Source organism: Pseudomonas sp. S2_C11 (genome assembly GCF_054668395.1).
The window spans coordinates 4,352,089-4,378,992 of record NZ_CP162765.1; the positions used below are offsets into that span (position 1 = coordinate 4,352,089).

At 60.7% G+C, this 26,904-nt stretch carries 20 protein-coding genes; 15 read left to right on the forward strand and 5 right to left on the reverse strand.

Annotated features, from left to right (window positions below; all coding sequences use genetic code 11):
* The first annotated feature begins 8 nt into the window (after positions 1–8).
* From AB4N48_RS19745 to AB4N48_RS19790, 10 genes are all read left to right on the forward strand, one after another.
* The gene (locus AB4N48_RS19745) at positions 9–1,178 is read left to right on the forward strand and encodes an alginate biosynthesis protein Alg44 (protein WP_024011680.1); all 1,170 of its coding nucleotides are present in this window, start codon (positions 9–11) and stop codon (positions 1,176–1,178) included.
* 9 nt (positions 1,179–1,187) lie between these two features.
* On the forward strand, positions 1,188–2,696 hold the full coding sequence (algK, locus tag AB4N48_RS19750; RefSeq protein ID WP_276574718.1) for an alginate biosynthesis TPR repeat lipoprotein AlgK: 1,509 nt from the start codon (positions 1,188–1,190) through the stop codon (positions 2,694–2,696).
* Positions 2,693–4,174: an alginate export family protein gene (locus AB4N48_RS19755; RefSeq protein ID WP_056783051.1), complete on the forward strand. Its 1,482-nt coding sequence runs from the start codon at positions 2,693–2,695 to the stop codon at positions 4,172–4,174. Before algK ends, AB4N48_RS19755 begins: the two co-directional genes overlap by 4 nt.
* Before the next feature lie 26 nt (positions 4,175–4,200).
* Complete coding sequence (algG, locus tag AB4N48_RS19760) at positions 4,201–5,772, forward strand: mannuronan 5-epimerase AlgG (protein ID WP_073473915.1); 1,572 nt, start codon at positions 4,201–4,203, stop codon at positions 5,770–5,772.
* 11 nt (positions 5,773–5,783) lie between these two features.
* Positions 5,784–7,250: an alginate O-acetyltransferase gene (locus tag AB4N48_RS19765; protein ID WP_122751910.1), complete on the forward strand. Its 1,467-nt coding sequence runs from the start codon at positions 5,784–5,786 to the stop codon at positions 7,248–7,250.
* Positions 7,251–7,258: 8 nt separating this feature from the next.
* Complete coding sequence (locus AB4N48_RS19770; protein WP_095180419.1) at positions 7,259–8,371, forward strand: mannuronate-specific alginate lyase; 1,113 nt, start codon at positions 7,259–7,261, stop codon at positions 8,369–8,371.
* A 270-nt stretch (positions 8,372–8,641) separates the two neighbouring features.
* Positions 8,642–10,207 (forward strand): MBOAT family O-acyltransferase, encoded by a 1,566-nt coding sequence (locus AB4N48_RS19775; RefSeq protein ID WP_252883214.1) that lies wholly within the window; start codon positions 8,642–8,644, stop codon positions 10,205–10,207.
* A 10-nt stretch (positions 10,208–10,217) separates the two neighbouring features.
* Positions 10,218–11,390, forward strand: a complete 1,173-nt coding sequence (locus AB4N48_RS19780) for an alginate O-acetyltransferase (protein ID WP_076565958.1) — start codon at positions 10,218–10,220, stop codon at positions 11,388–11,390.
* A 14-nt stretch (positions 11,391–11,404) separates the two neighbouring features.
* Entirely contained in the window at positions 11,405–12,061 is a 657-nt protein-coding gene (locus tag AB4N48_RS19785; RefSeq protein WP_041479483.1) for an alginate O-acetyltransferase AlgF, read from the forward strand.
* A gap of 208 nt (positions 12,062–12,269) precedes the next feature.
* Positions 12,270–13,721, forward strand: coding sequence for a mannose-1-phosphate guanylyltransferase/mannose-6-phosphate isomerase (locus tag AB4N48_RS19790; RefSeq protein ID WP_024011673.1), 1,452 nt, complete (start codon positions 12,270–12,272; stop codon positions 13,719–13,721).
* A gap of 80 nt (positions 13,722–13,801) precedes the next feature.
* Here AB4N48_RS19790 and AB4N48_RS19795 read toward each other — a convergent pair whose 3' ends face one another.
* On the reverse strand, positions 13,802–16,549 hold the full coding sequence (locus AB4N48_RS19795; RefSeq protein WP_460094194.1) for an RHS repeat domain-containing protein: 2,748 nt from the start codon (positions 16,547–16,549) through the stop codon (positions 13,802–13,804).
* Positions 16,550–16,719: 170 nt separating this feature from the next.
* Between AB4N48_RS19795 and AB4N48_RS19800 the strand changes: the two genes are divergently transcribed.
* The 3 genes from AB4N48_RS19800 to AB4N48_RS19810 all read left to right on the forward strand — a co-directional run bounded on the left by AB4N48_RS19800 (position 16,720) and on the right by AB4N48_RS19810 (position 19,501).
* Positions 16,720–17,184 (forward strand): hypothetical protein, encoded by a 465-nt coding sequence (locus tag AB4N48_RS19800; RefSeq protein WP_056783040.1) that lies wholly within the window; start codon positions 16,720–16,722, stop codon positions 17,182–17,184.
* A 35-nt stretch (positions 17,185–17,219) separates the two neighbouring features.
* Entirely contained in the window at positions 17,220–18,044 is an 825-nt protein-coding gene (locus tag AB4N48_RS19805) for an SDR family oxidoreductase (RefSeq protein ID WP_460094195.1), read from the forward strand.
* A gap of 161 nt (positions 18,045–18,205) precedes the next feature.
* Complete coding sequence (locus tag AB4N48_RS19810; RefSeq protein ID WP_305382256.1) at positions 18,206–19,501, forward strand: hypothetical protein; 1,296 nt, start codon at positions 18,206–18,208, stop codon at positions 19,499–19,501.
* Positions 19,502–19,546: 45 nt separating this feature from the next.
* Here AB4N48_RS19810 and AB4N48_RS19815 read toward each other — a convergent pair whose 3' ends face one another.
* The 4 genes from AB4N48_RS19815 to AB4N48_RS19830 form a co-directional block, all read right to left on the reverse strand.
* Positions 19,547–20,413: an efflux RND transporter periplasmic adaptor subunit gene (locus tag AB4N48_RS19815; RefSeq protein WP_460094196.1), complete on the reverse strand. Its 867-nt coding sequence runs from the start codon at positions 20,411–20,413 to the stop codon at positions 19,547–19,549.
* Between the two features lie 10 nt (positions 20,414–20,423).
* Positions 20,424–20,624, reverse strand: a complete 201-nt coding sequence (locus AB4N48_RS19820) for a DUF1656 domain-containing protein (RefSeq protein ID WP_016771611.1) — start codon at positions 20,622–20,624, stop codon at positions 20,424–20,426.
* A complete protein-coding gene (locus AB4N48_RS19825) occupies positions 20,614–22,806 on the reverse strand; it encodes an FUSC family protein (protein ID WP_236168113.1) in 2,193 nt (730 codons plus the stop codon). Before AB4N48_RS19825 ends, AB4N48_RS19820 begins: the two co-directional genes overlap by 11 nt.
* A gap of 139 nt (positions 22,807–22,945) precedes the next feature.
* A complete protein-coding gene (locus tag AB4N48_RS19830) occupies positions 22,946–24,445 on the reverse strand; it encodes an efflux transporter outer membrane subunit (RefSeq protein WP_460094197.1) in 1,500 nt (499 codons plus the stop codon).
* 272 nt (positions 24,446–24,717) lie between these two features.
* On the opposite strand from AB4N48_RS19830, the gene AB4N48_RS19835 reads away from it, so the two are divergent.
* Together AB4N48_RS19835 and AB4N48_RS19840 are read left to right on the forward strand one after the other, a co-directional pair.
* Entirely contained in the window at positions 24,718–25,686 is a 969-nt protein-coding gene (locus tag AB4N48_RS19835) for a LysR family transcriptional regulator (RefSeq protein WP_024011667.1), read from the forward strand.
* Between the two features lie 413 nt (positions 25,687–26,099).
* Positions 26,100–26,474 carry a DUF6124 family protein gene (locus AB4N48_RS19840; protein WP_460094198.1) on the forward strand — a complete coding sequence of 125 codons (375 nt, stop codon included), beginning with the start codon at positions 26,100–26,102 and terminating at the stop codon, positions 26,472–26,474.
* Positions 26,475–26,904 lie beyond the last annotated feature (430 nt).

Sequence of the window (26,904 nt, forward strand, 5' to 3'; positions counted from 1 at the left end):
TCGCCCCTATGAATACCGCCGTCAACGTCAACGTAGTGCATGAATCCGAAGCCCAGCGCCAGCACGCTCGCGTGAAAATCCCGGCCAAGCTGCGTTTCTTCGGCCCTGACCGGACTCCGCTCGAAGCGCGGGTCCTCGATCTGTCGGCTGGCGGTCTGGCGTTCAACGCCGGGCAGATGCCACTGACCATCGGCGAGGTGTACAAGGCGCGTCTGCAATTTGTCATCGACAACCTCGGCCTGGCCATGGACGTTGAACTGCAGGTGCGTTCCTTTGACCGCGCCACCGGCCGCGCCGGCTGCCAGTTCCAGAACCTCGAGCCGCAGGACATTTCCACCCTGCGCCACCTGATCACCTCGCACCTGGCCGGCGACATCGTCAGCATCGGCGAAGTGCTGGCGACCCTGCAGCGCGACAACTTCACCAAGGCGCGCAAGAACAAGACCAACGACACCGGCATGACCCCGTTCGGCCGCCTGAAAGCCGTGACCTTCAGCGCCGGTATTTTCGCTGTTGGTCTGGTCGCCGCCGGTTTCATCTTCAAGTCGGTGTACGGCATGTACTTCGTCAGCCACGCCCAGGCCGGTCTGGTCAGCGTGCCGGGGATGAACATCACCATGCCGCGTGACGGCACCGTACAGAGCCTGGTCAAGTCCGACGGCGTTGCCGCCAAAGGCGCACCGCTGGCGACCTTCAGCACCAGCATGCTCGACGTGCTCAAGGGCCATCTGGCCGAAGACCAACTGGCCCCGGCCAAGGTTGAAGAACTGTTCGGCAAGCAAATGACCGGCACCCTGACTTCGCCGTGCGACTGCACCGTGGCCCAGCAACTGGTGGCTGACGGGCAGTACGCGAGCAAGGGCGACGTGATCTTCCAGTTGGTGCCGCGCAACACCCAGGCCAACGTTGAAGCACGCTTCTCCTATCGCCAGTTCGGCGACGTGCGCCCGGGCACCCCGGTGAGCTTCCAGATCGCCGGCGAAGACAAGACCCGCACCGGCAAGATCGTCAGCAGCACCAGCCTGAAGAGCGCCGACCTGTCCTCCGACATCCGCGTGCAGATCCAGCCTGACGAGCCGCTCGACAGCAGCCTGGCCGGCCGCCCGGTGGAAGTGAACAGCGACCGTGGCCCGAACCTGAACTGGCTGATCGACAAAGCCATGGCTGCCGGTCTTTAAGTCGAGGACATGCCTGTGACTACGCATAACTTGAACACACCGCCGACCTTGTGGGAGCGAGCCTGCTCGCGAAAGGGCCAGCGCGGTTTGTCTGAAGTACCGAGTCGACTGCTTCGGGAGCAGGCTCGCTCCCACATGGGATTGATGGTGTGCTCGCTGGCACTGGCAGTTTCTCTGGCCGGTTGCGCCGGGCTGCCCGATCAGCGTCTGGCCAACGAAGCGCTCAAGCGTGGCGACACCGCCACCGCTGCGCAGAATTACCAGCAACTGGCCGATCTGGGTTACAGCGAGGCGCAAGTCGGCCTGGCCGATATCCAGGTCGACAGCCGTGACCCGGCGCAGATGAAACAGGCCGAGGCGACTTACCGCGCAGCGGCCAGCGTGTCGCCGCGTGCCCAGGCACGTCTCGGTCGTTTGCTGGTGGCCAAGCCAGGCTCCACCGAAGCCGAGCACCACGAAGCCGAAACCCTGCTGAAAAAAGCCGCCGCCAATGGCGAAGGCAACACGTTGATCCCGCTGGCGATGCTGTATCTGCAATACCCGCACAGCTTCCCCAACATCAACGCGCAGCAGCAGATCGATCAGTGGCGCAAGTCGGGCTACCCGGAAGCGGGTCTGGCGCAGGTGCTGCTGTATCGCACCCAAGGCACTTACGACCAGCATCTGGATGACGTGGAAAAGATCTGCAAGGCCGCGCTCAATACCACCGACATCTGCTACGTGGAACTGGCCACCGTCTACCAGAAACGTGGCCAGGCGGAGCAACAGGCCGAGCTGATCAAGCAGATGCAGGCCGGTTACAGCCGTGGCACCGTCACCGCGCAGCGTGTCGATTCCGTGGCCCGCGTGCTGGCCGATTCGACCCTGGGCAAGACTGACGAAAAAACCGCGCAGGCGCTGCTCGAGCCGATCGCTCCGGGCTACCCGGCATCGTGGGTCACCCTCGCCCAACTGCTTTACGACTTCCCCGAACTGGGCGACGTCGACCAGATGATGAAGTACCTGGACAACGGTCGCGCCGCCGACCAGCCGCGCGCCGAACTGTTGCTGGGCAAGGTCTACTACGAAGGCAAAATGGTCCCGGCCGACGCGAAAGTCGCCGAGGAACACTTCCAGAAAGCCGTTGGCCGCGAAGTGGCCGCCGATTACTACCTCGGCCAGATCTACCGTCGTGGCTACCTGGGCAAGGTCTATCCGCAGAAGGCTCTGGACCACCTGCTGACCGCTGCGCGCAACGGCCAGAACAGTGCCGACTTCGCCATCGCCCAGTTGTTCTCGCAAGGCAAGGGCACCAAGCCCGACCCGCTGAATGCCTACGTGTTCAGCCAGTTGGCCAAGGCCCAGAACACCCCGCAAGCCGATGAACTGGCAGCGACCCTCGAGGCGCAATTGCCGCCCGAGCGCTTGCCCGAAGCCCGCCGCCTGTTGCAACAGGAACAGGCCAGCCGTGGCGCCCTGAACTCGAACACGCTGCAACTGCACGCCCTGCAAGAAGAAGACGGCGAGGAAAAACTATGAAGCTGAACCCATTCGTGAAGGCCGGTATTGGCCTCACCTTCGCGCTGCTCTGGTCTTGCCCGACACTGGCTGCGATGACTGAAACCAAGAATTTCGGTCTGGAAGTGAAACTCACCGGCCAGTCCGAAGACGACCGTGACCTCGGCACTGCCGGCGGCGGTGACGTCAATGGCGTGGGCCTCGACCTGCGTCCCTGGATCTACGGCGAAAGCGGCGCGTGGAGCGCCTACGCGATGGGTCAGGCAGTGACCTCGACCGACATCATCGAGACCGACACCCTGCAACAATCGGACGGTGAACAAGCCACCGACAACAGTGATCGCAAAACCAAGAAGAACTACCTGGCGATGCGCGAGTTCTGGGTCGGCTACAGCGGCCTCACCCCGTACCCGGGCGAGATGCTCAAGTTCGGTCGCCAGCGTCTGCGCAATGACGACGGCCAATGGCGCGACACCAACATCGAAGCGCTGAACTGGACCTTCGACACCACCCTGCTGCGCGCCAATGCCGGTGTTGCCGAGCGTTTCAGCGAATACCGCACCGACTTGAAAGAGCTGGCGCCGAAAGACAAGGATCGCCTGCACGCCTACGCCGACGCTGCTTACCAGTGGACACCGGGCCAGTGGGTCGGCATTCGCGGCCACCACACTCACGATGACGGCAAACTCGATTACGCCGAGCCGGGCGTCCCGCGCGACTCGCTGGACAAGACCGAGAACGGCGACATCAGCTGGATCGGCCTGACCGCTGACAGCGACGCCTACAACTGGCGCAACACCAACACCGTCAACTACTGGGGCAGCATCACCGGCATGAGCGGCGACCGCGACACGGTCAACGCGCTGAACGCCGACGGCACGCGCCCGACACAAGCCAAGCGCAGCGATGACATCAGCGGCTGGGCAGCCGATGTCGGCGTGCGTCTGCGCCTCGATCCGCAGTGGCAAGTCGGCGGTGCCTACGCCCGCGCCAGTGCCGATTACGAACAGAACGGTCTGGAGAGCAACCGCTCCAACTACACCGGTACCCGCTCGCGCGTGCACCGTTTCGGCGAAGCGTTCCGTGGCGAAATGAACAACATGCAGACCGCCACCCTGTTCGGTTCGTGGATGGTCAACGACGAGTACGACGCCAGCCTGATCTATCACAAGTTCTGGCGTGTCGACGGCAACAAGCCGGTCGGCAGCAACGGCATCAATGCGGTGGAAAACAACACCGACGACGTCACCGGCGCGATCCTCTCCAGCACATCCTTGCCGCTTGAAGATGGCAACAAGGACCTGGGTCAGGAAATGGACCTGGTCGTCACCAAGTACTTCAAGCAAGGCCTGTTGCCGGCGGCGTTGAGCCAGTCGATCGACGAGCCTTCGGCACTGGTGCGTTTCCGTGGCGGTGTGTTCAAACCGGGCGATGCCTACGGCAGCCAGGTTGATTCCTACATGCACCGCGCATTCATTGACGTGATCTGGCGCTTCTGATGCAAACCGCCAAGGGAGTGCCCGACATGATCAGCACCAGAACAGGCTCACTCAGCCTGCTGGCCGGCGCGATGCTGCTGGCCAGCGCCGGCGCCTTCGCCAATGTTGAACCGGCGAAACCTGCGACCGTGGCCAAAGAACTGCAACAGGCCAAGACCTACACCGTCAGCAGCGCGCCGACCGACGCACTGAAACTGGCCAAGCCGACACTGCCCGACCTCTCCGGCTTCACCGCCGAAGCCGCTGCCGCGAAGATCGTGCGCAGCAAACCGGGCAAGATCAGTGTGCGCCGGATGATGCAGGAAAACGCCCTGAAGGACTTCATCGGCGGCGATAACAAGATGGCCGAATGGGTGGTGCGTCAGCACGGCATCCCGCAGGCGATCTTCATCGACGACGGCTACATGAACCTCAAGGATCTGGCGAAAAAACTGCCCAAGCAGTATTTCAGCGAGACGTCCCCGGGCGTGTATCTGGCCAAATTGCCGATCGTCGTCGGCGAGAAAGGCATCCTCGAAATCGACGGTCAGACCCAGGAACTGCGCCTGTCCCAAGAGGCCGGTTCGTTCCTGGTCAACGACGGCAAACTGTTCGTGCGTGACACCAAAGTCACCGGCTGGCGCGAGAAGGACAACGGCCCGGCGACCTTCCGTTCGCCGAAGGAATTCCGTCCGTTCCTGCTCTCCTGGGGCGGCACCGAGACCTACATCGTCAACAGCAAGATGGCCAGCTTCGGTTACGCCAACAGTAAGTCGTACGGGGTGAGTATTTCCCAGTACACGCCGAACATGGCCAAAGTCCTCAAGCGCCCGGAACCGACCGGCTGGATCGTCGGCTCCGAGTTCTCGGACATGTGGTACGGCTTCTACTGCTACGAAACCAGCGACTTTGTGGTCAAGGGCAACACCTACAAAGACAACATCGTCTACGGCATCGACCCGCATGACCGCTCGCACCGTCTGATCATTGCCGAGAACACCGTTCATGGCACGAAGAAGAAGCACGGGATCATCATTTCCCGTGAGGTCAACGACAGCTTCATCTTCAACAACAAGAGTTTCGACAACAAGTTGTCGGGCCTGGTGATCGACCGTAACAGCGTCAACAACATCATTGCCTACAACGAGATCTACAAGAACCACACCGACGGCATCACGCTCTACGAGTCCGCCGACAACCTGCTGTGGGGCAACAAGGTCATCAGCAATACCCGTCACGGCATTCGTATTCGTAACAGCGTGAACATCCGCCTCTACGAAAACGTTGCCATGACCAACGGCCTGACCGGTATCTACGGCCACATCAAGGACCTGACCGACACCGACCGTGACATCAAGCTCGACCCGTTCGACGCGCAGGTCTCGCTGATCGTCGTCGGCGGCGAGCTGGCGGCCAATGGCAGCGGCCCGCTGTCGATCGACTCGCCGCTGAGTGTCGAGCTGTATCGCGTGTCGATGCTGGCGCCGACCAAGTCCAGCGGGATCAGCTTCAACGGCATTCTCGGCGAGCGCCAGGATGAAATTCTCGATCTGTTGGTGCGCCAGCAGAAAGCCGTGCTGATCGACCCTGTCGAACGCCAGACCGAATTGCAGGACTGAGGATAATTTTTATGCACCCACACATGATCAAACTGCTCAGCCTCTCGGCCCTGACTCTCGGCATTCTCGCTGCCGGCAACGCCCGCGCCGACGCTGACGGCGCAAGCGTGACGCCACCGAAGTTCACCGCCGAGCCGTGCTGCAACCTGTGCCCGGCTGCCCATGACGCGAAGAACTACACCACGCGTTATCAGCAGAACTTCACCACCCTGGTACAGGCCCAGGGCGACTGGCTGTTCCGTACCCAGGAAGACCTGCGCACCGAGTTCAACACCACGCCGGCCGGCTACAAGCGCCTGCAGCAGTTGCACGATGCGTTCAAGAGCAAAGGCGTCGAGTTGGTGATCGTTTACCAGCCGACCCGTGGCCTGGTGAACCGCAACAAGCTCAACCCGCAGGAAAAAGCCGCGTTCGATTACGAGAAAGCGCTGGGCAACTACAAGACCATGCTCGGCCGTTTCGCCAAGATGGGCTACGTGGTGCCGGACCTGTCGCCACTGACCAACGAATCGCTGCCGGACACCCTGCCCGCCCACGATTTCTACTTCCGTGGCGACCAGCACTGGACACCTTACGGCGCCCAGCGCACGGCAAAAATCGTCGCCGAAAAGGTCAAGCAGATCCCGGCCTTCGCCGACATTCCCAAGCGTGAATTCGAGACCAAGCGCTCCGGGCGCATGGGCAAGACCGGCACTCTGCACAACATGGCCGGGCAACTGTGCGGCACCAGCTATGCGATCCAGTACATGGACCAGTTCACCACCGAGCCGAAAGGCGAGGCCGGTGACGGTGATCTGTTCGGCGATTCCGGCAATCCGCAGATCACCCTGGTCGGTACGTCGCACAGCGGCAAGAACTACAACTTCGCCGGTTTCCTCGAAGAAGCCATCGGCGCCGACATCCTCAACGTGGCCTTCCCCGGCGGCGGTTTCGAAGGTTCGATGCTGCAGTATCTGGGCAGCGAGGAATTCCAGAAGACTCCACCGAAGATTCTCATCTGGGAATTCTCGCCGCTGTATCGCCTCGACCAGGAAACCATCTATCGCCAGATGATGGCGCTGCTGGATAACGGTTGCGAAGGCAAAGACGCGCAAATGTCCGCCAGTGCCACGCTGAAACCAGGCAGCAAGCAAGAACTGCTGGTCAACAGCAAGAACCTGAACTTGCAAAATGCCAACCATCAGGTCGACATCCGCTTCGCCGACACCTCGGTGAAAACCCTGCAAGCCACCCTCTGGTACATGAACGGTCGCCACGAGGACATCAAGATCGAGAAACCGGAAACCTCCGACACCGACGGTCGTTTCGCCTTTGAGCTGCGCACGGACGAAGACTGGGCCTCGCAAAACCTGCTGGCAGTCGAAGTCCAGGGTCCTGAAGCCGGACCTGACGCCGCGCCACAAAAAGTCGAAGCGAAAATCTGCAAACGCAACGTATTCCCGGGCGTCGGTCAACAGACCGCGCAGCTCGGGCAATGAGGTCTGCTATGCGAAATCCGAAACTGAAAAATCTGTTGGCACCGACACTCCTGAGCCTGGCGATGTTCGCCGGGGCGACTCAGGCCGCCGCGCCATTGCGTCCGCCGCAGGGCTACTTCGCCCCGGTGGATAAATTCAAGACCGGCGACAAGAGCGATGGCTGCGACGCGATGCCGGCGCCATACACCGGTCCGCTGCAATTTCGCAGCAAATACGAAGGTTCGGACAAGGCCCGCGCGACGCTGAACGTGCAGTCGGAAAAAGCCTTTCGCGACACCACCAAAGACATCACTACGCTGGAGCGCGGCACCGCCAAGCGCGTCATGCAGTTCATGCGTGACGGTCGCCCGGAGCAGCTCGAATGCACGCTCAACTGGCTGACCGCGTGGGCCAAGGCTGACGCGTTGATGTCCAAAGACTTCAACCACACCGGCAAGTCGATGCGCAAATGGGCGCTGGGCAGCATGGCCTCGTCGTACATTCGCCTGAAATTTTCCGACTCGCATCCACTGGCCCAGCACCAGCAGGAAGCGCAGGTGATCGAAGCCTGGTTCAGCAAAATGGCTGATCAGGTGGTCAGCGACTGGGACAACCTGCCGCTGGAGAAAACCAACAACCACTCGTACTGGGCCGCCTGGTCGGTGATGGCCACCGCCGTCGCCACCAACCGCCGCGACCTGTTCGACTGGGCCGTCAAGGAATACAAGGTCGGCGTCAATCAAGTCGATGCCGATGGCTTCCTGCCCAACGAACTCAAGCGCCAGCAACGCGCCCTCGCCTATCACAACTACGCCCTGCCGCCGCTGGCGATGATCGCCAGTTTCGCCCAGGTCAATGGTGTCGATCTGCGTCAGGAAAACAATGGCGCACTGAAGCGTCTGGGTGACCGCGTGTTGGCCGGCGTCAAGGACCCTGACGAGTTCGAAGAAAAGAACGGCAAAAAGCAGGACATGACCGACCTGAAAGAGGACATGAAATTCGCCTGGCTCGAACCGTTCTGCACGCTCTACACCTGTGCGCCGGATGTGATCGAGAAGAAGCGCGACATGCAACCGTTCAAGACCTTCCGTCTTGGCGGCGACCTGACCAAGGTCTACGACCCGTCGCATGAAAAGGGCTAAAAGCCCCTCACCCTAACCCTCTCCCGGAGGGAGAGGGGACTGACCGAGGTGGCTGTGCGAGTTACGTCGAAATGAAATACCGAGTCGATCTCCATTTTTGAAAACCATGGAGATCAGGCTCCCTCTCCCTCCGGGAGAGGGCGGGGGGTGAGGGGCGCGGTTTGACGGCCAGCCCAGACCTCAAGCAAACACTGTGTCACCCCTCCACTACCACGGGGGTTTGGGGGGGCTTTGGCCCTTGACTGTTGGTTCAAACATGGAGAGATCGGGATGGTATTTTCATCCAACGTGTTCCTGTTTCTGTTCTTGCCGATCTTTCTCGGCTTGTACTACCTGAGCGGGCAACGCTATCGCAACCTGCTGCTGCTGATCGCCAGCTACGTGTTCTACGCCTGGTGGCGGGTGGACTTCCTCGCGCTGTTCGCAGCGGTCACGCTGTGGAACTACTGGATCGGCCTGAAAGTCGGTGCCGCCGGCGTCAGAACCAAACCGGCGCAGCGCTGGCTGCTGATCGGCGTGGCCGTCGACCTGTGCATCCTCGGCTACTTCAAGTACGCCAACTTCGGTGTCGACAGCATCAACGAGATCATGACTTCGTTCGGTCTTGAGCCGTTCATCCTGACCCACGTGCTGCTGCCGATCGGTATTTCGTTCTACATCTTCGAATCGATCAGCTACATCATCGACGTGTACCGTGGCGACACTCCGGCCACGCGCAACCTGATCGACTTCGCAGCATTCGTGGCGATCTTCCCGCACCTGATTGCCGGCCCGGTTCTGCGTTTCCGCGACCTCGCCGACCAGTTCAACAACCGCACGCACACCCTCGACAAATTCTCCGAGGGCTGCACGCGGTTCATGCAGGGTTTCATCAAGAAAGTATTTATTGCCGACACCCTCGCCGTGGTCGCCGACCATTGCTTCGCCTTGCAGAACCCGACCACGGGTGATGCCTGGCTCGGTGCGCTGGCGTACACCGCGCAGCTGTATTTCGATTTCTCCGGTTACAGCGACATGGCCATCGGTCTGGGCTTGATGATGGGTTTCCGCTTCATGGAAAACTTCAAGCAGCCGTACATCAGCCAGTCGATCACCGAGTTCTGGCGCCGCTGGCACATCAGCCTCTCCACCTGGCTGCGTGACTACCTGTACATCACCCTCGGCGGTAACCGTAAAGGCACGCTGATGACCTATCGCAACCTGTTCCTGACCATGCTCCTGGGTGGTCTGTGGCACGGTGCGAACATCACTTACATCATCTGGGGCGCCTGGCACGGCATGTGGCTGGCGATCGAAAAAATGCTCGGCCTGAACACTTCGCCGCGCAGCCTCAACCCGATCCGCTGGGCACTGACCTTCCTGCTGGTGGTCATGGGCTGGGTGATCTTCCGTGCCGAGAACCTGCACGTCGCCGGGCGCATGTACGGTGCAATGTTCAGCTTCGGCGACTGGTCGCTGTCGGAACTCAATCAGGCCAGCCTCACCGGTCTGCAAGTGGCAACCCTGGTGGTGGCTTACGTGACCCTGGCGTTCTTCGGCCTGCGTGATCTGTACACCAATCAGCCGCCAGCCAAGACCAAACCGGAAGTCAACGTCGAGGCCGATGGCCCTGCCACGGCGACGCCGGGAATGATCAAGGCAGCGCCTGGGGAAAATCCGGCGAGCATCCACGAACCTGGCTACACCGTTGGCGTCGAAGCCCAGGTGCAACCGGCTTACTGGACAGCTGACTGGTCGCGCTACGTGATGCGCGGGCTGATCCTGCTGCTGTTCATCGCCTCGATTCTCAAACTCTCGGCGCAAAGCTTCTCGCCGTTCCTTTACTTCCAGTTCTGAGGGATCTGACATGACCCGCTCATTACGCATCTTCTACATCGCCCTGTTCCTGGTGACGCTGTTGGTCCTCGGTCTGTGGTCGGTTCGCAGCTTCTTCGGCTTCAGCACCAACGCCGATGCGACGGTGCTCAACGGCCGCTGGACCAAGGCGGTGGAAACCCACTACGACGATGAATTCCCGATCAAGCGTCTGGGCACTAACCTCTGGGCCGCGCTGGATTTCAAACTGTTCAACGAAGGTCGTCCGGGCGTCGTGCTCGGCCGCGACCAGTGGTTGTACAGCGATGAGGAATTCAACCCGATCGTCAACGAACAGCAGAACCTGCAAGGCAACTACGCGCTGGTCGAAGGCGTGCGCCAGACCCTGAAAGAGAAAGGCGTGAAACTGGTGATGGCGATCGTGCCGGCCAAGGTGCGTCTGTATCCGGAGCATCTGGATGAAGTGAAGCCTTCGAGCATTCACCAGAACCTGTATCAGGATTTCCACGCCCGTGTCGCGGCCGACAAGATCCTCGCCCCTGACCTGCTCGGCCCGCTGCAACAGGCCAAGCAGAACGGTGAGCAAGTGTTCCTGCGCACCGACACCCACTGGACGCCTGAAGGCGCCGAGATCGCCGCCAACACGCTGGCGAAAACCATTGCCGAGAAATTCCCGCTGAGCGGCGAGCCACAGCGCTTCGTCACCACGCCAGCAGAGAAGGTCACGCACAAGGGCGATCTGCGTCTGTTCCTGCCGCTTGATCCGCTGTTCGAAAACATGATGCCGGCGCCTGAGCCACTGCTTAAACGCAACACCGTTGCCGCCGAGCAGCCTGCCGGTGACGACGCCCTGTTCGCCAACAGCGAAGTACCGGTCGCGCTGATCGGCACCAGCTACAGCGCCAACCCCAACTGGAACTTCGTCGGTGCGCTCAAACAAGCGCTGCACAGTGACGTCGTCAACTACGCCGAAGACGGCCACGGCCCGATTCTGCCGATGCTCAGCTACCTGAAAAGCGATGACTTCAAGAACAGCCCGCCACAAGTGCTGATCTGGGAGTTTCCTGAACGATATCTGCCTGTGAACAACGAAATCGGCGACGCCGACCCGCAGTGGGTCGCAGAGCTCAAACAAGCCGGCGCCCGCCAACAAAACGTAGCCATCAACACTAAATCCGAGACGCCCGATCGGGCGCAAAACTGAAAGAGAGGTACACCATGACTTTCACTACTACTCCTCGTCGTCTCGCTAAAAGCTTCGCACTGGTTGCTGGCCTCAGCGTACTTTCCGTCCCAGCCTTCGCCGGTGGCGACGCCGCGCTGTACGGCCCGACCGCTCCGAAAGGCTCGAGCTTCGTGCGTGTCTACAACGCCAGCAACGCCGAAGTCAGCGCGACTGTCGGCAGCACCAACCTGAGCGACATCGCGCCACTGGCCAGCAGCGACTTCAGCTTCATGCCGGGCGGCGATTACAGCGCCAAGGTCGGCAGCCAGACCCTGCCGGTGAAACTCGCCGGTGACCACTACTACACCCTGGTCAACAACGCCTCCGGCGCGCCTCAACTGATCGAAGAGCCGCCGTTCAAGAACAAGCAGAAATCCCTGGTGCGCGTGCAGAACCTCAGCGACAAATCGCTGACCCTGAAAACCGCCGACGGCAAGACCGAAGTGGTGCCGAACGTCGCTGCCAAGGGCCGTGGCGAACGTGAAATCAACCCGGTGAAAGTCAGCCTGGCGCTGTACGAAGGCGACAAGAAAGTCGGCGACGTGAAACCGGTCGCCCTGGAGCGTGGTGAGGCAGCCGTGCTGTACGTCACCGGCAACGGCAGCAACCTGTCGCCAGTCTGGGTGAAACGCCCGGTGTCGACTCGCTAACCAATTTCCCGCAGAGACGCTGATCCCTGTAGGAGCTGTCGAGTGAAACGAGGCTGCGATCTTTTGATTTTGAAGATCAAGATCAACAGATCGCAGCCTTCGGCAGCTCCTACGAGGGATGCGGCGTCTTCGGACACGAGACAAAAACAAGAGTGAAACGACACAACGTTCGTTGCTCTAACCAAATTGATTTTATGGAGTAAACACTATGATTCCGGTGATCTTGTCAGGTGGTAGCGGTTCGCGTCTGTGGCCTCTTTCGCGCAAGCAATTCCCCAAGCAATTCCTCGCCCTGACCGGCGAACACACACTGTTCCAGCAAACCCTCGAGCGCCTGGTGTTCGAGGGCATGGACACGCCAATCGTGGTCTGCAACAAAGAGCACCGTTTCATCGTCAACGAGCAACTGGCCGCGCGCAATCTGGAATGTCAGCGCATCCTGATGGAACCGTTCGGCCGCAACACGTCGCCGGCCGTGGCCCTGACCGCGATGATGCTGGTCAATGAAGGTCGTGACGAACTGATGCTGGTGCTGCCGGCCGACCACGTGCTGGAAGACCAGAAAGCCCTGCAACGTGCGCTGGCCCTGGCGACTGTCGCTGCCGAGAACGGCGAGATGGTCCTGTTCGGCGTGCCGGCAACCAAACCGGAAACCGGCTACGGCTACATCAAATCCACTGCTGATTCGCTGCTGCCCGAAGGCGTCAGCCGCGTCTCGCACTTCGTCGAAAAACCGGATGTGAAGCGCGCCACCGAGTACGTCGAATCCGGCGGTTACTACTGGAACAGCGGCATGTTCCTGTTCCGCGCCAGCCGCTTCCTCGAAGAACTGAAAAAGCACGATCCGGACATCTACGACACCTGCCTGCTGACCCTTGAGCGCAGCCAGCAGGACGCCGACACCATCACCTTCGACGAAGCCACCTTCGCCTGCTGCCCGGACAACTCCATCGACTACTCGGTGATGGAAAAAACCCAGCGCGCCTGCGTGGTGCCGCTGACCGCCGGCTGGAGCGATGTCGGCTGCTGGTCGTCGCTGTGGGAAGTCAACGAGAAAGACGCCAACGGCAACGTCAGCAAAGGCGATGTGGTCATCCAGGACAGCAAGAACTGCATGATCCACGGCAACGGCAAACTGGTCTCGGTGATCGGTCTGGAAAACATCGTCGTGGTCGAAACCAAGGACGCGATGATGATTGCCCACAAGGACAAGGTCCAGGGCGTCAAGCAGATGGTCAACACCCTCAATGCCCAGGGCCGCAGCGAAACCCAGAACCACTGCGAAGTCTATCGTCCGTGGGGCTCGTACGACTCGGTGGACATGGGCGGGCGTTTCCAGGTCAAGCACATCTCGGTCAAGCCGGGTGCGTGCCTGTCGCTGCAGATGCACCACCACCGCGCCGAACACTGGATCGTGGTCAGCGGCACCGCCGAAGTGACCTGCGACGAGAACGTGTTCCTGCTCACCGAAAACCAGTCGACCTACATCCCGATCGCCTCGGTGCATCGCCTGCGCAACCCGGGCAAGATCCCGCTGGAAATCATCGAAGTGCAGTCGGGTTCGTACTTGGGTGAAGACGATATCGAGCGTTTCGAAGATATCTACGGCCGCTCCACCCCGATCGAACGCGGCGTGTCGGTGAAAACCATCGCGCAGTAATCGCCTGCTGAAACAAGAAGCCCTCGTCCAGCCCGTTGCGTTCCCTATCCGCAGCGGGCTGGGCGGGGGCTTTTTTTCGTTTAGCCGAAGCCAGAGTTTCGGCGAGGTCTGTTCATCCACTTGTCTTCGGCGGTTGCGCCATCAATCGCATGAACACCCTGCAACGGCGCTGTAAAACCGGCAACCAGCAGTTGTTGCGCCCATGGGCTCGGTGTTTCACCGTGTTCTGCAAGCCGTGCTTGATGCCGTGCAGACGATGCTGGGTTCAACGACTGAAAGCCTAATGTGGGTGTACTCGAAGGCGGTGACAACGGCGCATGGACGGGGGTAGTCAAAACTCTGTGTTGAATACGCGTTTGCGCTTCTGAAATATCCATCACGTTGCCCAGGGCAATACTCGCTGCTCCAACCAGCTGTACGGCAGGACTGGAGGCGTGCATCAATAATTTCCCACCGATCTTGAAGCCCGTGGCTACAGCTCCCCGTCTTGCAGCCAATACGTTGGGATCTTCGACGGGGCTGTTGAACGCGACAGACAAAGGACCCATTACCCGACTGGTAGCCTCCTCTCCCACAACTCTGTTCATCGCTGATGAAACCAGCTCGCCGGAGTGATAAAGAACAGCACCGGAGGGCGACGCCGTGTTCGTCCGGGCGGCAGCGATAACGTGCGCCTGATGTGTGTTGAGCACGGAGTTGTCCCGGGCTCCCAGCTCTGCCAGCGCTACCGGTATTTCGCGGCGGTAGGCCTGGACGTCGGGATTTGGGTCATTCTCGAAGTAACGGCGCACGGGCTGCATGCCGGCGGCTTGCGTGGGATTGACCAGTTTCTTGTCGGCAAGATCGTGATACACCCGGTCGCCAGCACGCTTGCCGGGCTTGTCGGGCTTGCGCCCGTCGCTGTCCCTGTAAGTCATTGGGTTGTTGCGCAGCGCGCGGTAGCGATTATGGCCGTCGATCGCTCCACCAGGATCGCTGTTCAGCCAGCGTTGCAGCCACGGGACGTAATAGCGAAACCCGTAATAGTAAAGTCCCGTGGCGTCACGTTCCTTTGCCGAATACCGCGCGGTCTTGTAGCTGACGTCGGGTTCTTCGGCCCACGCCGTTGCACCGAATGGATAAAAATGCTCGCGGCTGATCAACTGCGCATCCGCGTCCAGCTCAAGACTGATTGAACCCAGATGATCATTGAAACTGTATCGGTAGAGATAATTGACGCCGGTCGGCGATGGGCTCTGCCAATGCAGGACGCGTACGATATTGAGTCCGGTCCGCACGATGATCACCTGCAGGCTCTCACCGGTGCCGGTATCGGTGCGTAATTCCAGCGCTGGCAGATAACGCACCTGTGCAAGAAGACTGCGTGCAGAGGCCCGTGACGAACGCGTCTTGCATACCCGCTGACCGGCGCCGTCATAGAGATAGCTTTCACGATCATCGGCATCTGATCGGCGTGAGACGACCACGACCGAGTCCAGCTGGCAACGCAGATTCCACTGCAACCGGCGCCCCTGATCCAGCAACAACAAATTACCCCGCGAATCGAAAGCTGCAGCGATCTCTGCTTCAGAGGGCGGCTTACCGTCGTGCCACGGCAAACACCGATTGCTAAAGCGTGCGGCCTGCAGTTGATGACCTGGACTCTGTTGGCCGACGTGAGTCAGCCCGCGCAAATTGCCGCCGGCGTCGTAATGATAGCGCTGGCTGTAGTTGGCGACAGCGGTCGGCCCGCCACCGCCAACGCCGGCCTCCCAGCCAGTGGCATGGGACAACTGATAAAGACTGTCATAGCGGTAACGACTGACCGGCTCGATACGCTGGTTGGCGAACCAGCGCACGGGCAATGCCTGGTCTTCGATACTCGTTACATTGCCCATCGGGTCGTAGGCGTAGATCAGATGCTGCAGCACATTGCCTAGATTGTCCTGAGCATGGCGCGTGAGCAGGCGGCCGTCTTCGGGACGGTAGCTCAGCGTAGTCAGCACGCCGTTGCCTGCCAGTTCATCAGTGACTTGTCCGTAAGCGTCGTAGCGAATATCACTGACGACCGAATGGTTCTGAGTCTGAAGTTTGAGCCGTATTTCAACTGCGCGTAACTGGCCGTGGAGAGTCAGTGCGAAGGCCTGCCGATTGCCACCGGCATCGAACTGTTCGAGCACAGGTCCCAGCGGGGCATAGCGCCATTGTGTGGTTGCCCCTTGAGGTTCGAGCAACTTCTGTCGATCGGCGAGAGCCTCTGGCCAATCCGCGGCAACCGGCTCAAGCGTGAAGTGACGGATGTTTTCACTGCACTGCCCGGTGATCGCAAACTGCGAGAACAGAACACTGCCACCGGGATCGTCATGACGAATCACTTGACCGAGCTGATTGCGCAGCGGATCGCCCGCGCCGGGGCGGCCATAGGCAAGGCGCTCGGAACAACGGCGAGGTACGCCGGTGCCTTCCTCGAACACCGCGACAGGTCGCAACAAGTCATCGTATGCAATTTCGCGGCATGTGCCACGGCTGTCCCAGTTGCACAACGTCTGGCCGGCCAAACCCGGCAACTGGACCTGGACTCCCGCATCGGTACTGTCCGAGCGCAGCGCGATATCGTTCAAGGCATGGACAGTGGTGAGGCTGGCGGGCGCTTGTGGATCATTCGCCTGCAACGCCCACAATCGCGCATCCCATTGTTTGACTGCACGGCCGGCGTTGTCGCGCAACGTCCGCTCGATCCGGGGCTCGCTTGCCAGCGCCGCATCGGCGCGCCAGTAGTTGACGCTGAGGATGGCCAACCCGCGCGGATCGTTCACGGCAAGCGTTGGCGTATTGCTGTGGATGCCCATAGTGCGTCAACGTCCCAGTGTGCCCTTGGCTCATGAGAGCAAGCGCGAAACCGCATTCCTACTGTCAGAAATTACAGTCCCGACCAACGGTGCGCACAAACTCGTCCCGAATACCCATTGCGCCAAGCCTTCGGTAGGATGGGGCTCACTCACCCACGGAGCGCTCACGCATGTTCATCGGCATCCTGCTGGTCATTACCTGGTTGATCCTGCTGCTGCGCTACCCGGCCAAGGCCTTGCCGGTTTCGGTAGCCGCTGCGATTGGCTTGGGTTTCGTGGCCATGTGGGTGGTGTGGCTGGACAACCGCGAGATCAAGCAACTGGCGCGCCTGGAACTGCGCATTGCCTACGCTCCCGAGCAATGCCCGGCCGACCGTCCGCTGCAATTGAAAATGAACAATGGCAACAATGTGCCGCTGACCGAGCTGCGCTGGCGCATCGCCGCTTATGCGCCGGGCGATACGGTCAACCTGGCCGACAATCAATACACTGCCCCACGCTATCGTGGCCCCGGCGAGTTGCAGGCCGGTGCAACCTGGGAAGACTGCTTGCCACTGCCGCCGCTGCGCCCCGGCTATCGCCCGCAAACCCTGGAGTTTCGCGCCGAGCATTTGCAAGGTAGTTTCTCCGACTGATCCCCTCCCCCGACTGTTTGCACAAGGAATGCGCCATGCCCGTTGCGTTGATTACCGGTTGTTCCAGCGGCATCGGCCGCGCCCTTGCCGACGCGTTCAAAGCCGCCGGCTACGAAGTCTGGGCCAGTGCGCGCAAGGCTGAAGATGTCAGCGCGCTGAGCGCTGCCGGTTTCACCGCTATCGAGTTGGACGTCAACGATGGCGCCGCGCTGGAACAACTCGCCGAGCGTCTGAGCCAGCAACACGGCAGTCTTGATGTACTGATCAACAACGCCGGTTACGGCGCGATGGGGCCACTGCTCGACGGCGGCGTACAAGCGATGCAGCGCCAGTTCGAAACCAACGTATTTTCGATTGTCGGCGTCACCCGCGCGTTGTTTCCGCTGCTACGTCCGGCCAAGGGGCTGGTAGTGAATATCGGCAGTGTGTCGGGTGTGCTGGTCACACCGTTTGCCGGCGCCTACTGCGCGTCGAAAGCGGCGGTGCATGCGCTTAGCGATGCATTGCGCATGGAGCTGGCACCGTTTGGCATCCGTGTGATGGAAGTCCAGCCCGGTGCGATTGAATCGAGTTTTGCGAAGAATGCCGGACATGAAGCCGAGCAGTTGATCAACGAGCAATCGCCGTGGTTTCCCCTGCGTGAAGGCATTCGGGCACGGGCCAAGGCATCGCAGGACAAGCCAACACCGGCCAGTGAGTTTGCGGCTGAGCTGTTGAAAGCGGTGCGGCAGAGCAAGCCGCCACGGCTGGTTCGCATCGGCAACGGCAGCCGGGCGTTGCCGTTGTTGGCGGCGTTGTTGCCGCAAGGGTTACTCGAATCGACGTTGATGAAGCGGTTCGGGTTGCGCGCCAAGCTCTGATCCCCAGTCGTTGCGACCAGCGGTAGCCAGACCTGTCAGAGTTGACAGTAGGCGCCCTCTAAGCGAAGGCCTATCGTGAGTTCAAGCCAGGTGAATAGTGTTAAGACAGCGTTAGCGCCCGGCGAGTAAACCGACCTCCCGACAACCGCGCAGGGACGTATATGGCAATCGCAGAGAAGGCCGCGAACATCAGGGCGACAATCGACGCTACATGGGGAAGCGGCCAAGGCAAACTTCAACTTGACGATATATTCCAGGACGACCCGACGAAGTCCCGGCCCCTCACGGGGTCAACGCTGCTGCGCGATAAATCGTTGCTGGTCACCAGTACCTTCGACAAAGGCGTCTTCTTCATTTCCAAGCTGAACCACTTGGGTGCCGTAGACCTGGCGTTTGGGGTCGCAGGGCGTGTCACGGGTTCGTTCCTGGCCAATGAGCAGGCCTCTGGCGGGCCGATTGCAGAAGGTGCCGATGGGCGGCTGTTCATGGCAGGCAGCACAGCCAATGAGCAATCGAACGAGGTTAGCGCTGCGATTCTCTGCCTTGACAGCAAAGGCAATCGAGTGAGCAGCTTTGGCGAGAATGGCCAAGTCATCATCGATCCCCCAAACACACAACGGCTTACGAAAAAAGGCCCGGCATTCGTCTTCGCGCTACCCGATGGCAGCGTTATTGTCGGCGTTGATTACCACACGCCTGACGTGCTCAGGGCGCACCTTTACAAATTCGATGCGCAAGGCGCACCCGTGAAGGCATTCGGCACAGATGGCCGAGTTGAAATTAATCACGGGATGCCGCATGCATCGACTTCACTCAGCGACGGTTGCGTGCTCGACAATGGACTCTTGTTATTTGCAGGCTACGAAAAATACGAGCCCGACGTGAACACGGACGGTCTCCTCGTGATGTTGAATTCAGACAGTGGCGCGCTCCATGAGAGTTTCGGCCTCTCGGAAAGACCCGGGGTTGTGGTAGTCCGGTACAACTTCATGGGTGCCGAACTCAATACTGTGAGACAGCGAGCCCCTGATAGATTTACGGCATCTGGCTACACCAACATGGGCAGCGGTGTCAGTGAGCGATACGGCATGTTGTTCGCCTTCGATGAAAAAGGTAAGCCCGATTTTGACGTTTTCGGCAGTCCGAATGCCATGCCACTCCCACCAGCTCTCGGCAGCGACAGGCGAGTCAACTGGGCGGACCATGTTCCTTTCGCTGATAACATCGTAGTTTCTGGTGGAGACGAGAAGGGCAATTATATTGCCTGTGTGAAAACCCGGAGCGGTGGCTACAACTCCGATTTTTCAGACGCGGGTGGCGTCATCCATCGCGAGGAGACCACCGACTCGCTCTCCAGGCTTCATTATCAGCAGGCCCCAGGCAAATTGATTGTTGCCCTCAACATCAATCCAGAAAACCCTCTGGGTTGTCTGTATCGCTACAACATTTCCCAGTAGCTGGAAGCATCACCGCGTCGCCCTGGTCAGGGGCGACGCGGTCGATCAATTGCCTGCCAGGTCCTGCTTCACCACTACCGTGCAAGTAATCCCCGCCGCCAGTAACACGCCCTCTGGCACCTCATCAATATGAATCCGCACCGGCACGCGCTGCGCCAGCCGCACCCAGTTGAACGTCGGGTTCACGTCGGCAATCAGTTCGCGGCTTTCCGGGTTGTCGCGGTCGTAGATCCCGCGCGAAATGCTTTCGACATGACCCTTGAGCACTTCGCCGCTCATCAATTGCATGTCGGCTCGGTCACCGATTTTGACGTGCGGCAACTTGGTTTCTTCGAAAAAGCCGTAAACCCAAAATGAATTCATGTCGACCACGGCCATCTTCGCCTCGCCGATGCGTGCGTAATCGCCGCGATGCACATTGAGGTTGGTCACGTAACCGTCCACCGCCGCACGCACTTCGGTGCGTTTGAGGTTGAGTTCGGCGGCTTCCAGTTGCGCCTGGGCATGTTGGTAATCGGCCAGCGCGGCGTCGGCGATGTTGCTGGCGTCGTCGCGGTTCTCTTTAGAGATCACCAGATTGTCGAGGTCGGCGCGGCGATGGGCGTTGACCTTGCGCATTTCCCAGGTCGACTTGCGCGAAGCGACCAGTGACTGCGCCTGCTTGACCGCAATGCGGTAGTGCTCGGGGTCGATGCGCATCAGCAGATCGCCCTTTTTCACCAGTTGGTTGTCACGCACCGGCACTTCGACCACTTCGCCGGTGACGTCGGCGGCAACGTTGATGATGTCGGCGCGAACGCGGCCATCGCGGGTCCACGGCGTGTTCATGTAGTGCTCCCACAACGTGCGGCCAATCCACAGCGCCAGGGCCAGCACCAGCAGGGTCGTGAGCAGGCTGAAAAACTTTTTCATCAAGATGTTCTCAACGGTAGACAGTCAGCGCCATGGCGCCGAACAGACAGGTAAACAGGCTCAGGCGCAGCAGCGCCGGGTGCCAGAAAAAGCGGTACAGGTCGAACCCCGAGAGGAAGCGGTCAACTGCCCAGGCCAATCCCGCAGCAATGAAAAACATCAGGGTCATGGTCGGCATGTACACGCCGTGGAAGGCGATTTCACGAGGCATGGGCAAGTCCTTCGGGCCTGGCGGGAGCGAATTCGGCCAGGGGTGATTGCGGGTCGAGCAACGAGGTGCGAATAAAGTGCAGATAGCTTTTCACCCGGCGCAACGCGGAGGTATCGAAGTGCGGCGCGAACGGCTCATCGGTGGCGGCGACGCGGCTGATGGCGTGATCGACCGCGACCAGTGCGCGTTCGAGATTGCTTGCGTTCGGCTGCAGAAACAGGCGCACCAGCGCACGCCCCATCACGCGGATTGCCTGACGCCACGGCTGCGATTCGGCATACGCCGGGTGCACCGGCAGGATCGCCTGCTCCTTGCGCAACTCGATGATCGCGTGGCCGACTTCCAGCACCACGAACATCCAGCGCAGCAGACTCTTCTGCACCTTCGGTTGCCCTGCCGCGAGGCCATAGGCCTGATGCAGCAGATCGCGGGTGCGGCTCTCGAAACTCGAGGCCAGGCCTTTGAGTTTTCCACTGATCGCATAGACCACTTGCCCGCGCAGATCCTGCTCCAGGCGCTGCCACAGCCAGCGACTGTTCGGCGGCAGAATAATCGCCCCCGCCGCAGCACACACGAGCATGCCCATGACCATGGCGATGTAGTCGTTGATGAAGGTGTAGGGGTTGTAGATCGTGAGATTGTCCGGCACTGAACCAGTGCTGAAAAAAATCAGCAGGCCCAGTCCGACCCCGGCGTATTGCGGCCGCGAGGCGAGGAACGAACCGAGCACGATCACCGGCGCGAGCATCACGCAGAGCAAGGGGAAACCGTCGATCCACGGGAAGATGAAAAACATCTCGACGAAGCCGATCAGCGCGCCGAGAAAAGTCCCGCAGGCCATTTGAAAAGCCATGCGTTTCGGGTTCGGTGTGGCGGCGGAAAGACCGACGGTGGCGGCGGCGATCAGGGTCATGGTCGCCCCGCTCGGCCACGCGGTGGCGACCCAGTAACTGCCCAGCACAAGCAGAATGAACGAGGCGCGGATCCCCGAAGCGGCCGCCGCCCACCAGTTGGTTTGCGGGGTGAACGGCTCGTCCCAGCGTTCGCGTTCGTGACGATGCTCGCCCAGCGACGCGTGGGTCTGCGCATAGCTGTGCAGGTCATCGACGAAGCGGTAGAGCAATTCGTAGGCGGTGTGAAAATCCAGTTGTTCGGCTTCGCTCGGAGCAGTGTCCTGAAAGATTCCGCGCAACGCTCGGACACGAGCCGGCAGACCTTCCTTGTAGGTGGCCAACGCGGTCGCCAAACGTGCCGCATCCGGGCTGGTCAGCGCGCGACCGCTGAAGCCGTCGAGCACTTCGGCGAGGTCCTGCAAGCCCGGTTTGATCGCTGCCACGACGTGCTCTTCGCCATTGCCGTGCAGGCGTTCGAGCAATTGATGCAAGGCGTTGAAGCGCGTGGTGATGCCCATGAACTCGCTGTTCAAACGACTCAGACGACCGTTGCGCCGGCGCATGTGCGGGTCTTCGAACACGGTCACGCTGCGCAGCCCTTCCAGGCCGACGGCTTCAGCAATGAAGCGCACGTTGCTGGCTTCGAACGCTTCGGCTTTGCTGCGCCCGCGCAAGCCGTCGGTGACGAAGAGCGCGAACACACCGAAGCGCTGATACAAGGCGTTGCGCATCGCCGCACTGGCGGTCTGCGGCAGGATCGCCGCGCTGATCAGCGTCGAACAGAGAATGCCCAGCGAGATCTCCAGCACCCGCCACACTGCCGCCATAAAGGCGCCGTCGGGATGGGCCAGCGCCGGCAGACCGACCATCGCTGCGGTGTAACCGGCAAGGACAAAACCATACGCGCGAAAGTTGCGGCAACGTGCGGCACCGGCTGAGCAGATGCCGACCCAGATCGCCAGCGAGCCGAGAAACAGCTCCGTGTTCTGCGCGAACAAAGCGATCAGCGTGACCATCATCGCCGACCCGGCCAGCGTGCCGAGCAAGCGATAGAAACTCTTGGCGAACACCTGGCCGCTCTGCGGCTGCATGACGATAAACACCGTGATCATCGCCGTACGCGGTTGCGGTAGTTCCAGACGCATCGCCAGCCATAGCGTGAGAAACGCGGCGAGCAACACCTTGAAGATATACACCCAGGTCACGCCATCGCTGCGTGCCCAGTCGAAAAAACCGCGACGCCATTCCAGGGAATGGAGCCAGCGCAGGGGGGCGGGCAAGGAGGTCATTGAAAATACTCAGGCATGCAATGCGGACTCGAAACCTGTGGGAGCGAGCCTGCTCGCGAAAGCGCAGTCTCAGGCAACATGTTCATTGACTGATACGCCCCCTTCGCGAGCAGGCTCGCTCCCACAATGGATGCTGTGTTCAACGCAGCAGCGCCGGGGTTTTCGGGGCTTGTGTCTGCTCGGCTGTCGGCACGTCATTACCAGCACCGAGGCCGCCCCCCAAGGCAGTCACCAGCTCGGCATGCGCACTCAACCGCGCCGCCTGCACTTGCTGCTGAACCTGCTGCTGCTTGAACAGCAAGGTCTGCGCATTCAGCACATTGAGGTAATCGGTGAGGCCGCGTTGATAAGCGATCATCGCGATATCGTAAGTCTTCTGCGCTGCGGCCACGGATTCGGCAGCGAAGTCCTGCTGCTTGTCCATCGACTCGCGGCGGATCAACTGATCGGATATGTTCTTCAGCGCGTTGATCAGGGTCTGGTTGTAGTGCGCCACGGCGATGTCATAACCGGCCGCCGCTTCGCCCAATTCACCACGCAGTCGGCCGCCGTCGAAGATCGGCAACGAGATCGCCGGGCCGACGTTGTAGTTGAGTTTCTTGCCGGTCAGAAACTCCAGCGCGCCGCCGCCCGTGGCCATGTAGCCGAGGCTGCCGACCAGATCGACGTTGGGGTAGAAACCGCCGTGGGCAACATCAATGCCACGCGCCTGCGCCGCCACTTGCCAACGACTGGCGACCACGTCCGGACGCTGCCCGAGCAGTTCGGCGGGCAATGCCGTGGGCAACTTCAACGGCGCCGCGAGGGACAGCGTCGGCCGTTGCAGTTGCGCCGCAGCGCCCGGGCCTTTACCGGCCAGCGCTGCAATCTGGTTGCGGCTAAGGGCGATTTCCTCGTCCAGCGCATCGAGTTGGCGATGGGTTTCGGGCAGCGGCGTTTCGGCCTGGCTGACTTCGAAATGCGTGCCGATGCCACCGCTCAAACGCTTCTGCGCCAGATCGAGAATCTGCTGTTGCTGCCTGAGCATTGCGGCGACGATGTCGCGCTGGGCGTAATGCAGCGACAACTCGATGTAGGCGCGGACCAGATTGCTCTGCAGTTCCAGCTGCGCCAGTCGCGCCTCGGCCACGCTCACATGGGCCAGATCCACCGCGCGTTCACTGGCATTGCGCTCGCGGCCCCAGATGTCGAGGGCGTAGCTGAAGCCGAGCGCGGCGTTGTTGTCCCATGTGGTGGTATTGGCCAGTTCGCCGGGGCCGTAGAACTGATCGGTCGGCCAGTTGTGTCGTTTGAGGGTCGACTCGCCATTGATCTGCAACGCCTCGGCCGCTTCGGCAACACCGGCCATGGCCTTGGCCTGACGCACCCGCGCAGCTGCCATGGCCATGCTCGGGCTGCCTTGCACGGCGAGGTCGATCCAGCGATTAAGTTGCGCATCACCAAACGCCTGCCACCATTGGGCGCTGGGCCAGTGGGCGTCTTTGGCGGCCTCGGCAATGGCCGCGTCGGTGGCCAGTGAATCGGCCGCGAGTGCCTCGCCGTGAGGGGCAATGCCTTGGGTAGAGATGCAGCCGCCGAGAGCCAGGGTTAAAGCCAGAACACTGAGCGGCAAAAGCGCTCTGTTGATGCGACGCGGCACAGCTGCGAATTCCTGAGAAAGGGATCAATCGAGGGACTTGTGTAGGAGCTGCCGAAGGCTGCGATCTTTTGATCTTTTTAAAGACAACATCAAAAGATCGCAGACTTCGGCAGCTCCTGCAGGGATCGGCGCAATTCTATGGAGCTGCCTCTGCGGCGATAAGCTGGGATTTCTGTGAATCTTTGTTACGGTTAACGAGATAATCCCTTGGTCGGGGGTCTCAGCCCCTGAAACTTCGTGTCACAATTTGCCATCTCCCTTGAGAGCACCCCATGGACACTTTGCAAAACATGCGCGCCTTCAGTTGTGTTGCCGAAGCGGGCAGCTTCACCGCCGCCGCCGTGCAACTGGACACCACCACCGCCAACGTCTCGCGCGCGGTCTCCAACCTCGAAGCCCATCTGCAAACCCGTCTGCTCAATCGCACAACCCGGCGCATCGCCCTGACCGAGGCCGGCAAGCGCTACCTGCTGCGCTGCGAACAGATCCTCGCCTACGTCGAAGAAGCCGAAGCGGAAGCCAGCGACGCCCACGCGCGCCCGGCCGGCCAGTTGAAAGTGCACACCATGACCGGCATCGGTCAGCACTTCGTCATCGACGCCATCGCCCGCTACCGCAAGACCCACCCCGACGTGACGTTCGACCTGACCCTGGCCAACCGCGTGCCGGACCTGCTCGACGAGGGCTACGACGTGTCCATCGTGCTGGCCAGCGAACTGCCAGACTCGGGCTTCGTTTCGCAGCGCCTGGGCATCACCTACAGCATCGTCTGCGCCTCGCCGGCGTACGTGAAAGCCAACGGCGCTGCGCAGAAACCCAGCGACCTGCTCAACCACGCCTGCCTGCGCCTGGTCAGCCCGGTGATCCCCCTGGAGAAATGGGCCTTCGACGGCCCGGACGGCCAGGAAACGGTCACCATCAACAGCTCGCCGTTCCTGGTGAACTCCGCCGACGCCATGAAAACCGCCATCACCAGCGGCATGGGCGTCGGCGTGCTGCCGGTCTACGCCGCCATCGAAGGCCTGCGCAACGGCACCCTGGTGCGCGTGATGCCGAACTACCGCTCGCAGGAACTCAACCTCTACGCGATCTACCCGTCGCGGCAGTACCTGGATGCCAAGATCAAAACCTGGGTGGAGTACTTGCGTGGGTCGTTGCCGGAGATATTGGCGGCGCATCAGGCGGAATTGGTCGCGTATGAGTTGAGCGGGAGTCTGGCTGGCGCGCGCGTCGCCACCTGACTTTAAACACCGCTGACTTCGTGCAGGAGCTGACGAGTGCAACGAGGCTGCGATCTTTGGATCTTGCTGTTTAAAAATCAACGGATCGCAGCCTACGGCAGCTCCTACATCGCGGTGTTTACGGGGAAGTTTCCGACAGGTTTTGCAGGTTGTCCGTCGGAAGAGCGCTGGCTAGGATTTGGCGGTTGCTGACGAATCAGCGACCGGGTCTGGAAAACCCGCAGGATCACAGCGCATGACATAATGCCGCGCTCTTTCAGCGCCGGTATTCAGTTATGGCGGCTGTACGTGGGAGACCTTCGGGTCTGCCGGGTTTGATCCTTTGCCGGTTTTTCCAGTCCGCGTACAGCTGCCACCCCTTTCGCCTGGAAAACGAAAAATGGCAGCTCCATAAATCCAAAAGGATCTTTGCCATGTTCAAACCCACACCCAATCCCCCCGAATCCGCAAGCACCTCCCCCTACCAATCCCCCGACTCGAAAAAACTCCACGACGCCGCCGAGCGTGCGCTGGATCACTACCTCAAACCGTCCGCCAGCGCGCAGCAAAACCACAAACCCAGCACCATGTTCCAGGTCGCCCCGGACCAGGACAACGAAAGCCTGCTGGCCCACGCCTGCGAATCCCTCGCCTCGGCCAGCATCATGAGCAGCGACATCGCCGCCCACGTCGACAGCCCACAACGGCACACGATATTGGCCATCCAGCAGGTGATCATGCTGGCGGAACTGGCGGTGAACCGCGTGCTGGATAACTACGAAATCCATCAGCTCCCGTCACACAATTGAACCTCTGTGGGAGCGAGCCTGCTCGCGAAGGCTTCGGCACATTCAACATTCGGGTGTCAGATAAACCGCTTTCGCGAGCAGGCTCGCTCCCACAATTCTGGATCGTGTACATCAGCAAGATAGGAGTTGGCTGTCAGGCCGCCTTCGCTGGCAAGCCAGCTCCCACAGGGACGGGGTGAATCTGGCAGAGATGGGTTGGCAGTGGAGACGCTTTCGCGAGCAGGCTCGCTCCCACAGTTTGAATCGTGTACATCAGCGAGATATGAGTCGGCTGTCAGGCCGCCTTCGCTGGCAAGCCAGCTCCCACAGTTTGAATCGAGTACATCAGCGAGAAACAGGTCGGCTGTCAGGCCGCCATCGCGAGCAGGCTCACTCCTACAAAAGCAAAAGCAAAGCAGCGCAGCTGCCCGCGGCGCAGCCGCCCCACTCA

What these genes read in the sequence shown, in the direction of transcription:
- AB4N48_RS19775 (WP_252883214.1), top strand. Translation starts at nt 8,642, where the DNA reads ATGGTATTTTCATCCAACGTGTTCCTGTTTCTGTTCTTGCCGATCTTT.
- AB4N48_RS19745 (WP_024011680.1), top strand. Translation starts at nt 9, where the DNA reads ATGAATACCGCCGTCAACGTCAACGTAGTGCATGAATCCGAAGCCCAG.
- AB4N48_RS19805 (WP_460094195.1), top strand. Translation starts at nt 17,220, where the DNA reads ATGCCCGTTGCGTTGATTACCGGTTGTTCCAGCGGCATCGGCCGCGCC.
- AB4N48_RS19800 (WP_056783040.1), top strand. Translation starts at nt 16,720, where the DNA reads ATGTTCATCGGCATCCTGCTGGTCATTACCTGGTTGATCCTGCTGCTG.
- AB4N48_RS19755 (WP_056783051.1), top strand. Translation starts at nt 2,693, where the DNA reads ATGAAGCTGAACCCATTCGTGAAGGCCGGTATTGGCCTCACCTTCGCG.
- AB4N48_RS19815 (WP_460094196.1), bottom strand. Translation starts at nt 20,413, where the DNA reads ATGAAAAAGTTTTTCAGCCTGCTCACGACCCTGCTGGTGCTGGCCCTG.
- AB4N48_RS19820 (WP_016771611.1), bottom strand. Translation starts at nt 20,624, where the DNA reads ATGCCTCGTGAAATCGCCTTCCACGGCGTGTACATGCCGACCATGACC.
- AB4N48_RS19765 (WP_122751910.1), top strand. Translation starts at nt 5,784, where the DNA reads ATGCACCCACACATGATCAAACTGCTCAGCCTCTCGGCCCTGACTCTC.
- AB4N48_RS19825 (WP_236168113.1), bottom strand. Translation starts at nt 22,806, where the DNA reads ATGACCTCCTTGCCCGCCCCCCTGCGCTGGCTCCATTCCCTGGAATGG.
- AB4N48_RS19795 (WP_460094194.1), bottom strand. Translation starts at nt 16,549, where the DNA reads ATGGGCATCCACAGCAATACGCCAACGCTTGCCGTGAACGATCCGCGC.
- AB4N48_RS19790 (WP_024011673.1), top strand. Translation starts at nt 12,270, where the DNA reads ATGATTCCGGTGATCTTGTCAGGTGGTAGCGGTTCGCGTCTGTGGCCT.
- AB4N48_RS19780 (WP_076565958.1), top strand. Translation starts at nt 10,218, where the DNA reads ATGACCCGCTCATTACGCATCTTCTACATCGCCCTGTTCCTGGTGACG.
- AB4N48_RS19770 (WP_095180419.1), top strand. Translation starts at nt 7,259, where the DNA reads ATGCGAAATCCGAAACTGAAAAATCTGTTGGCACCGACACTCCTGAGC.
- AB4N48_RS19840 (WP_460094198.1), top strand. Translation starts at nt 26,100, where the DNA reads ATGTTCAAACCCACACCCAATCCCCCCGAATCCGCAAGCACCTCCCCC.
- algK (WP_276574718.1), top strand. Translation starts at nt 1,188, where the DNA reads ATGCCTGTGACTACGCATAACTTGAACACACCGCCGACCTTGTGGGAG.
- AB4N48_RS19785 (WP_041479483.1), top strand. Translation starts at nt 11,405, where the DNA reads ATGACTTTCACTACTACTCCTCGTCGTCTCGCTAAAAGCTTCGCACTG.
- AB4N48_RS19835 (WP_024011667.1), top strand. Translation starts at nt 24,718, where the DNA reads ATGGACACTTTGCAAAACATGCGCGCCTTCAGTTGTGTTGCCGAAGCG.
- algG (WP_073473915.1), top strand. Translation starts at nt 4,201, where the DNA reads ATGATCAGCACCAGAACAGGCTCACTCAGCCTGCTGGCCGGCGCGATG.
- AB4N48_RS19810 (WP_305382256.1), top strand. Translation starts at nt 18,206, where the DNA reads ATGGCAATCGCAGAGAAGGCCGCGAACATCAGGGCGACAATCGACGCT.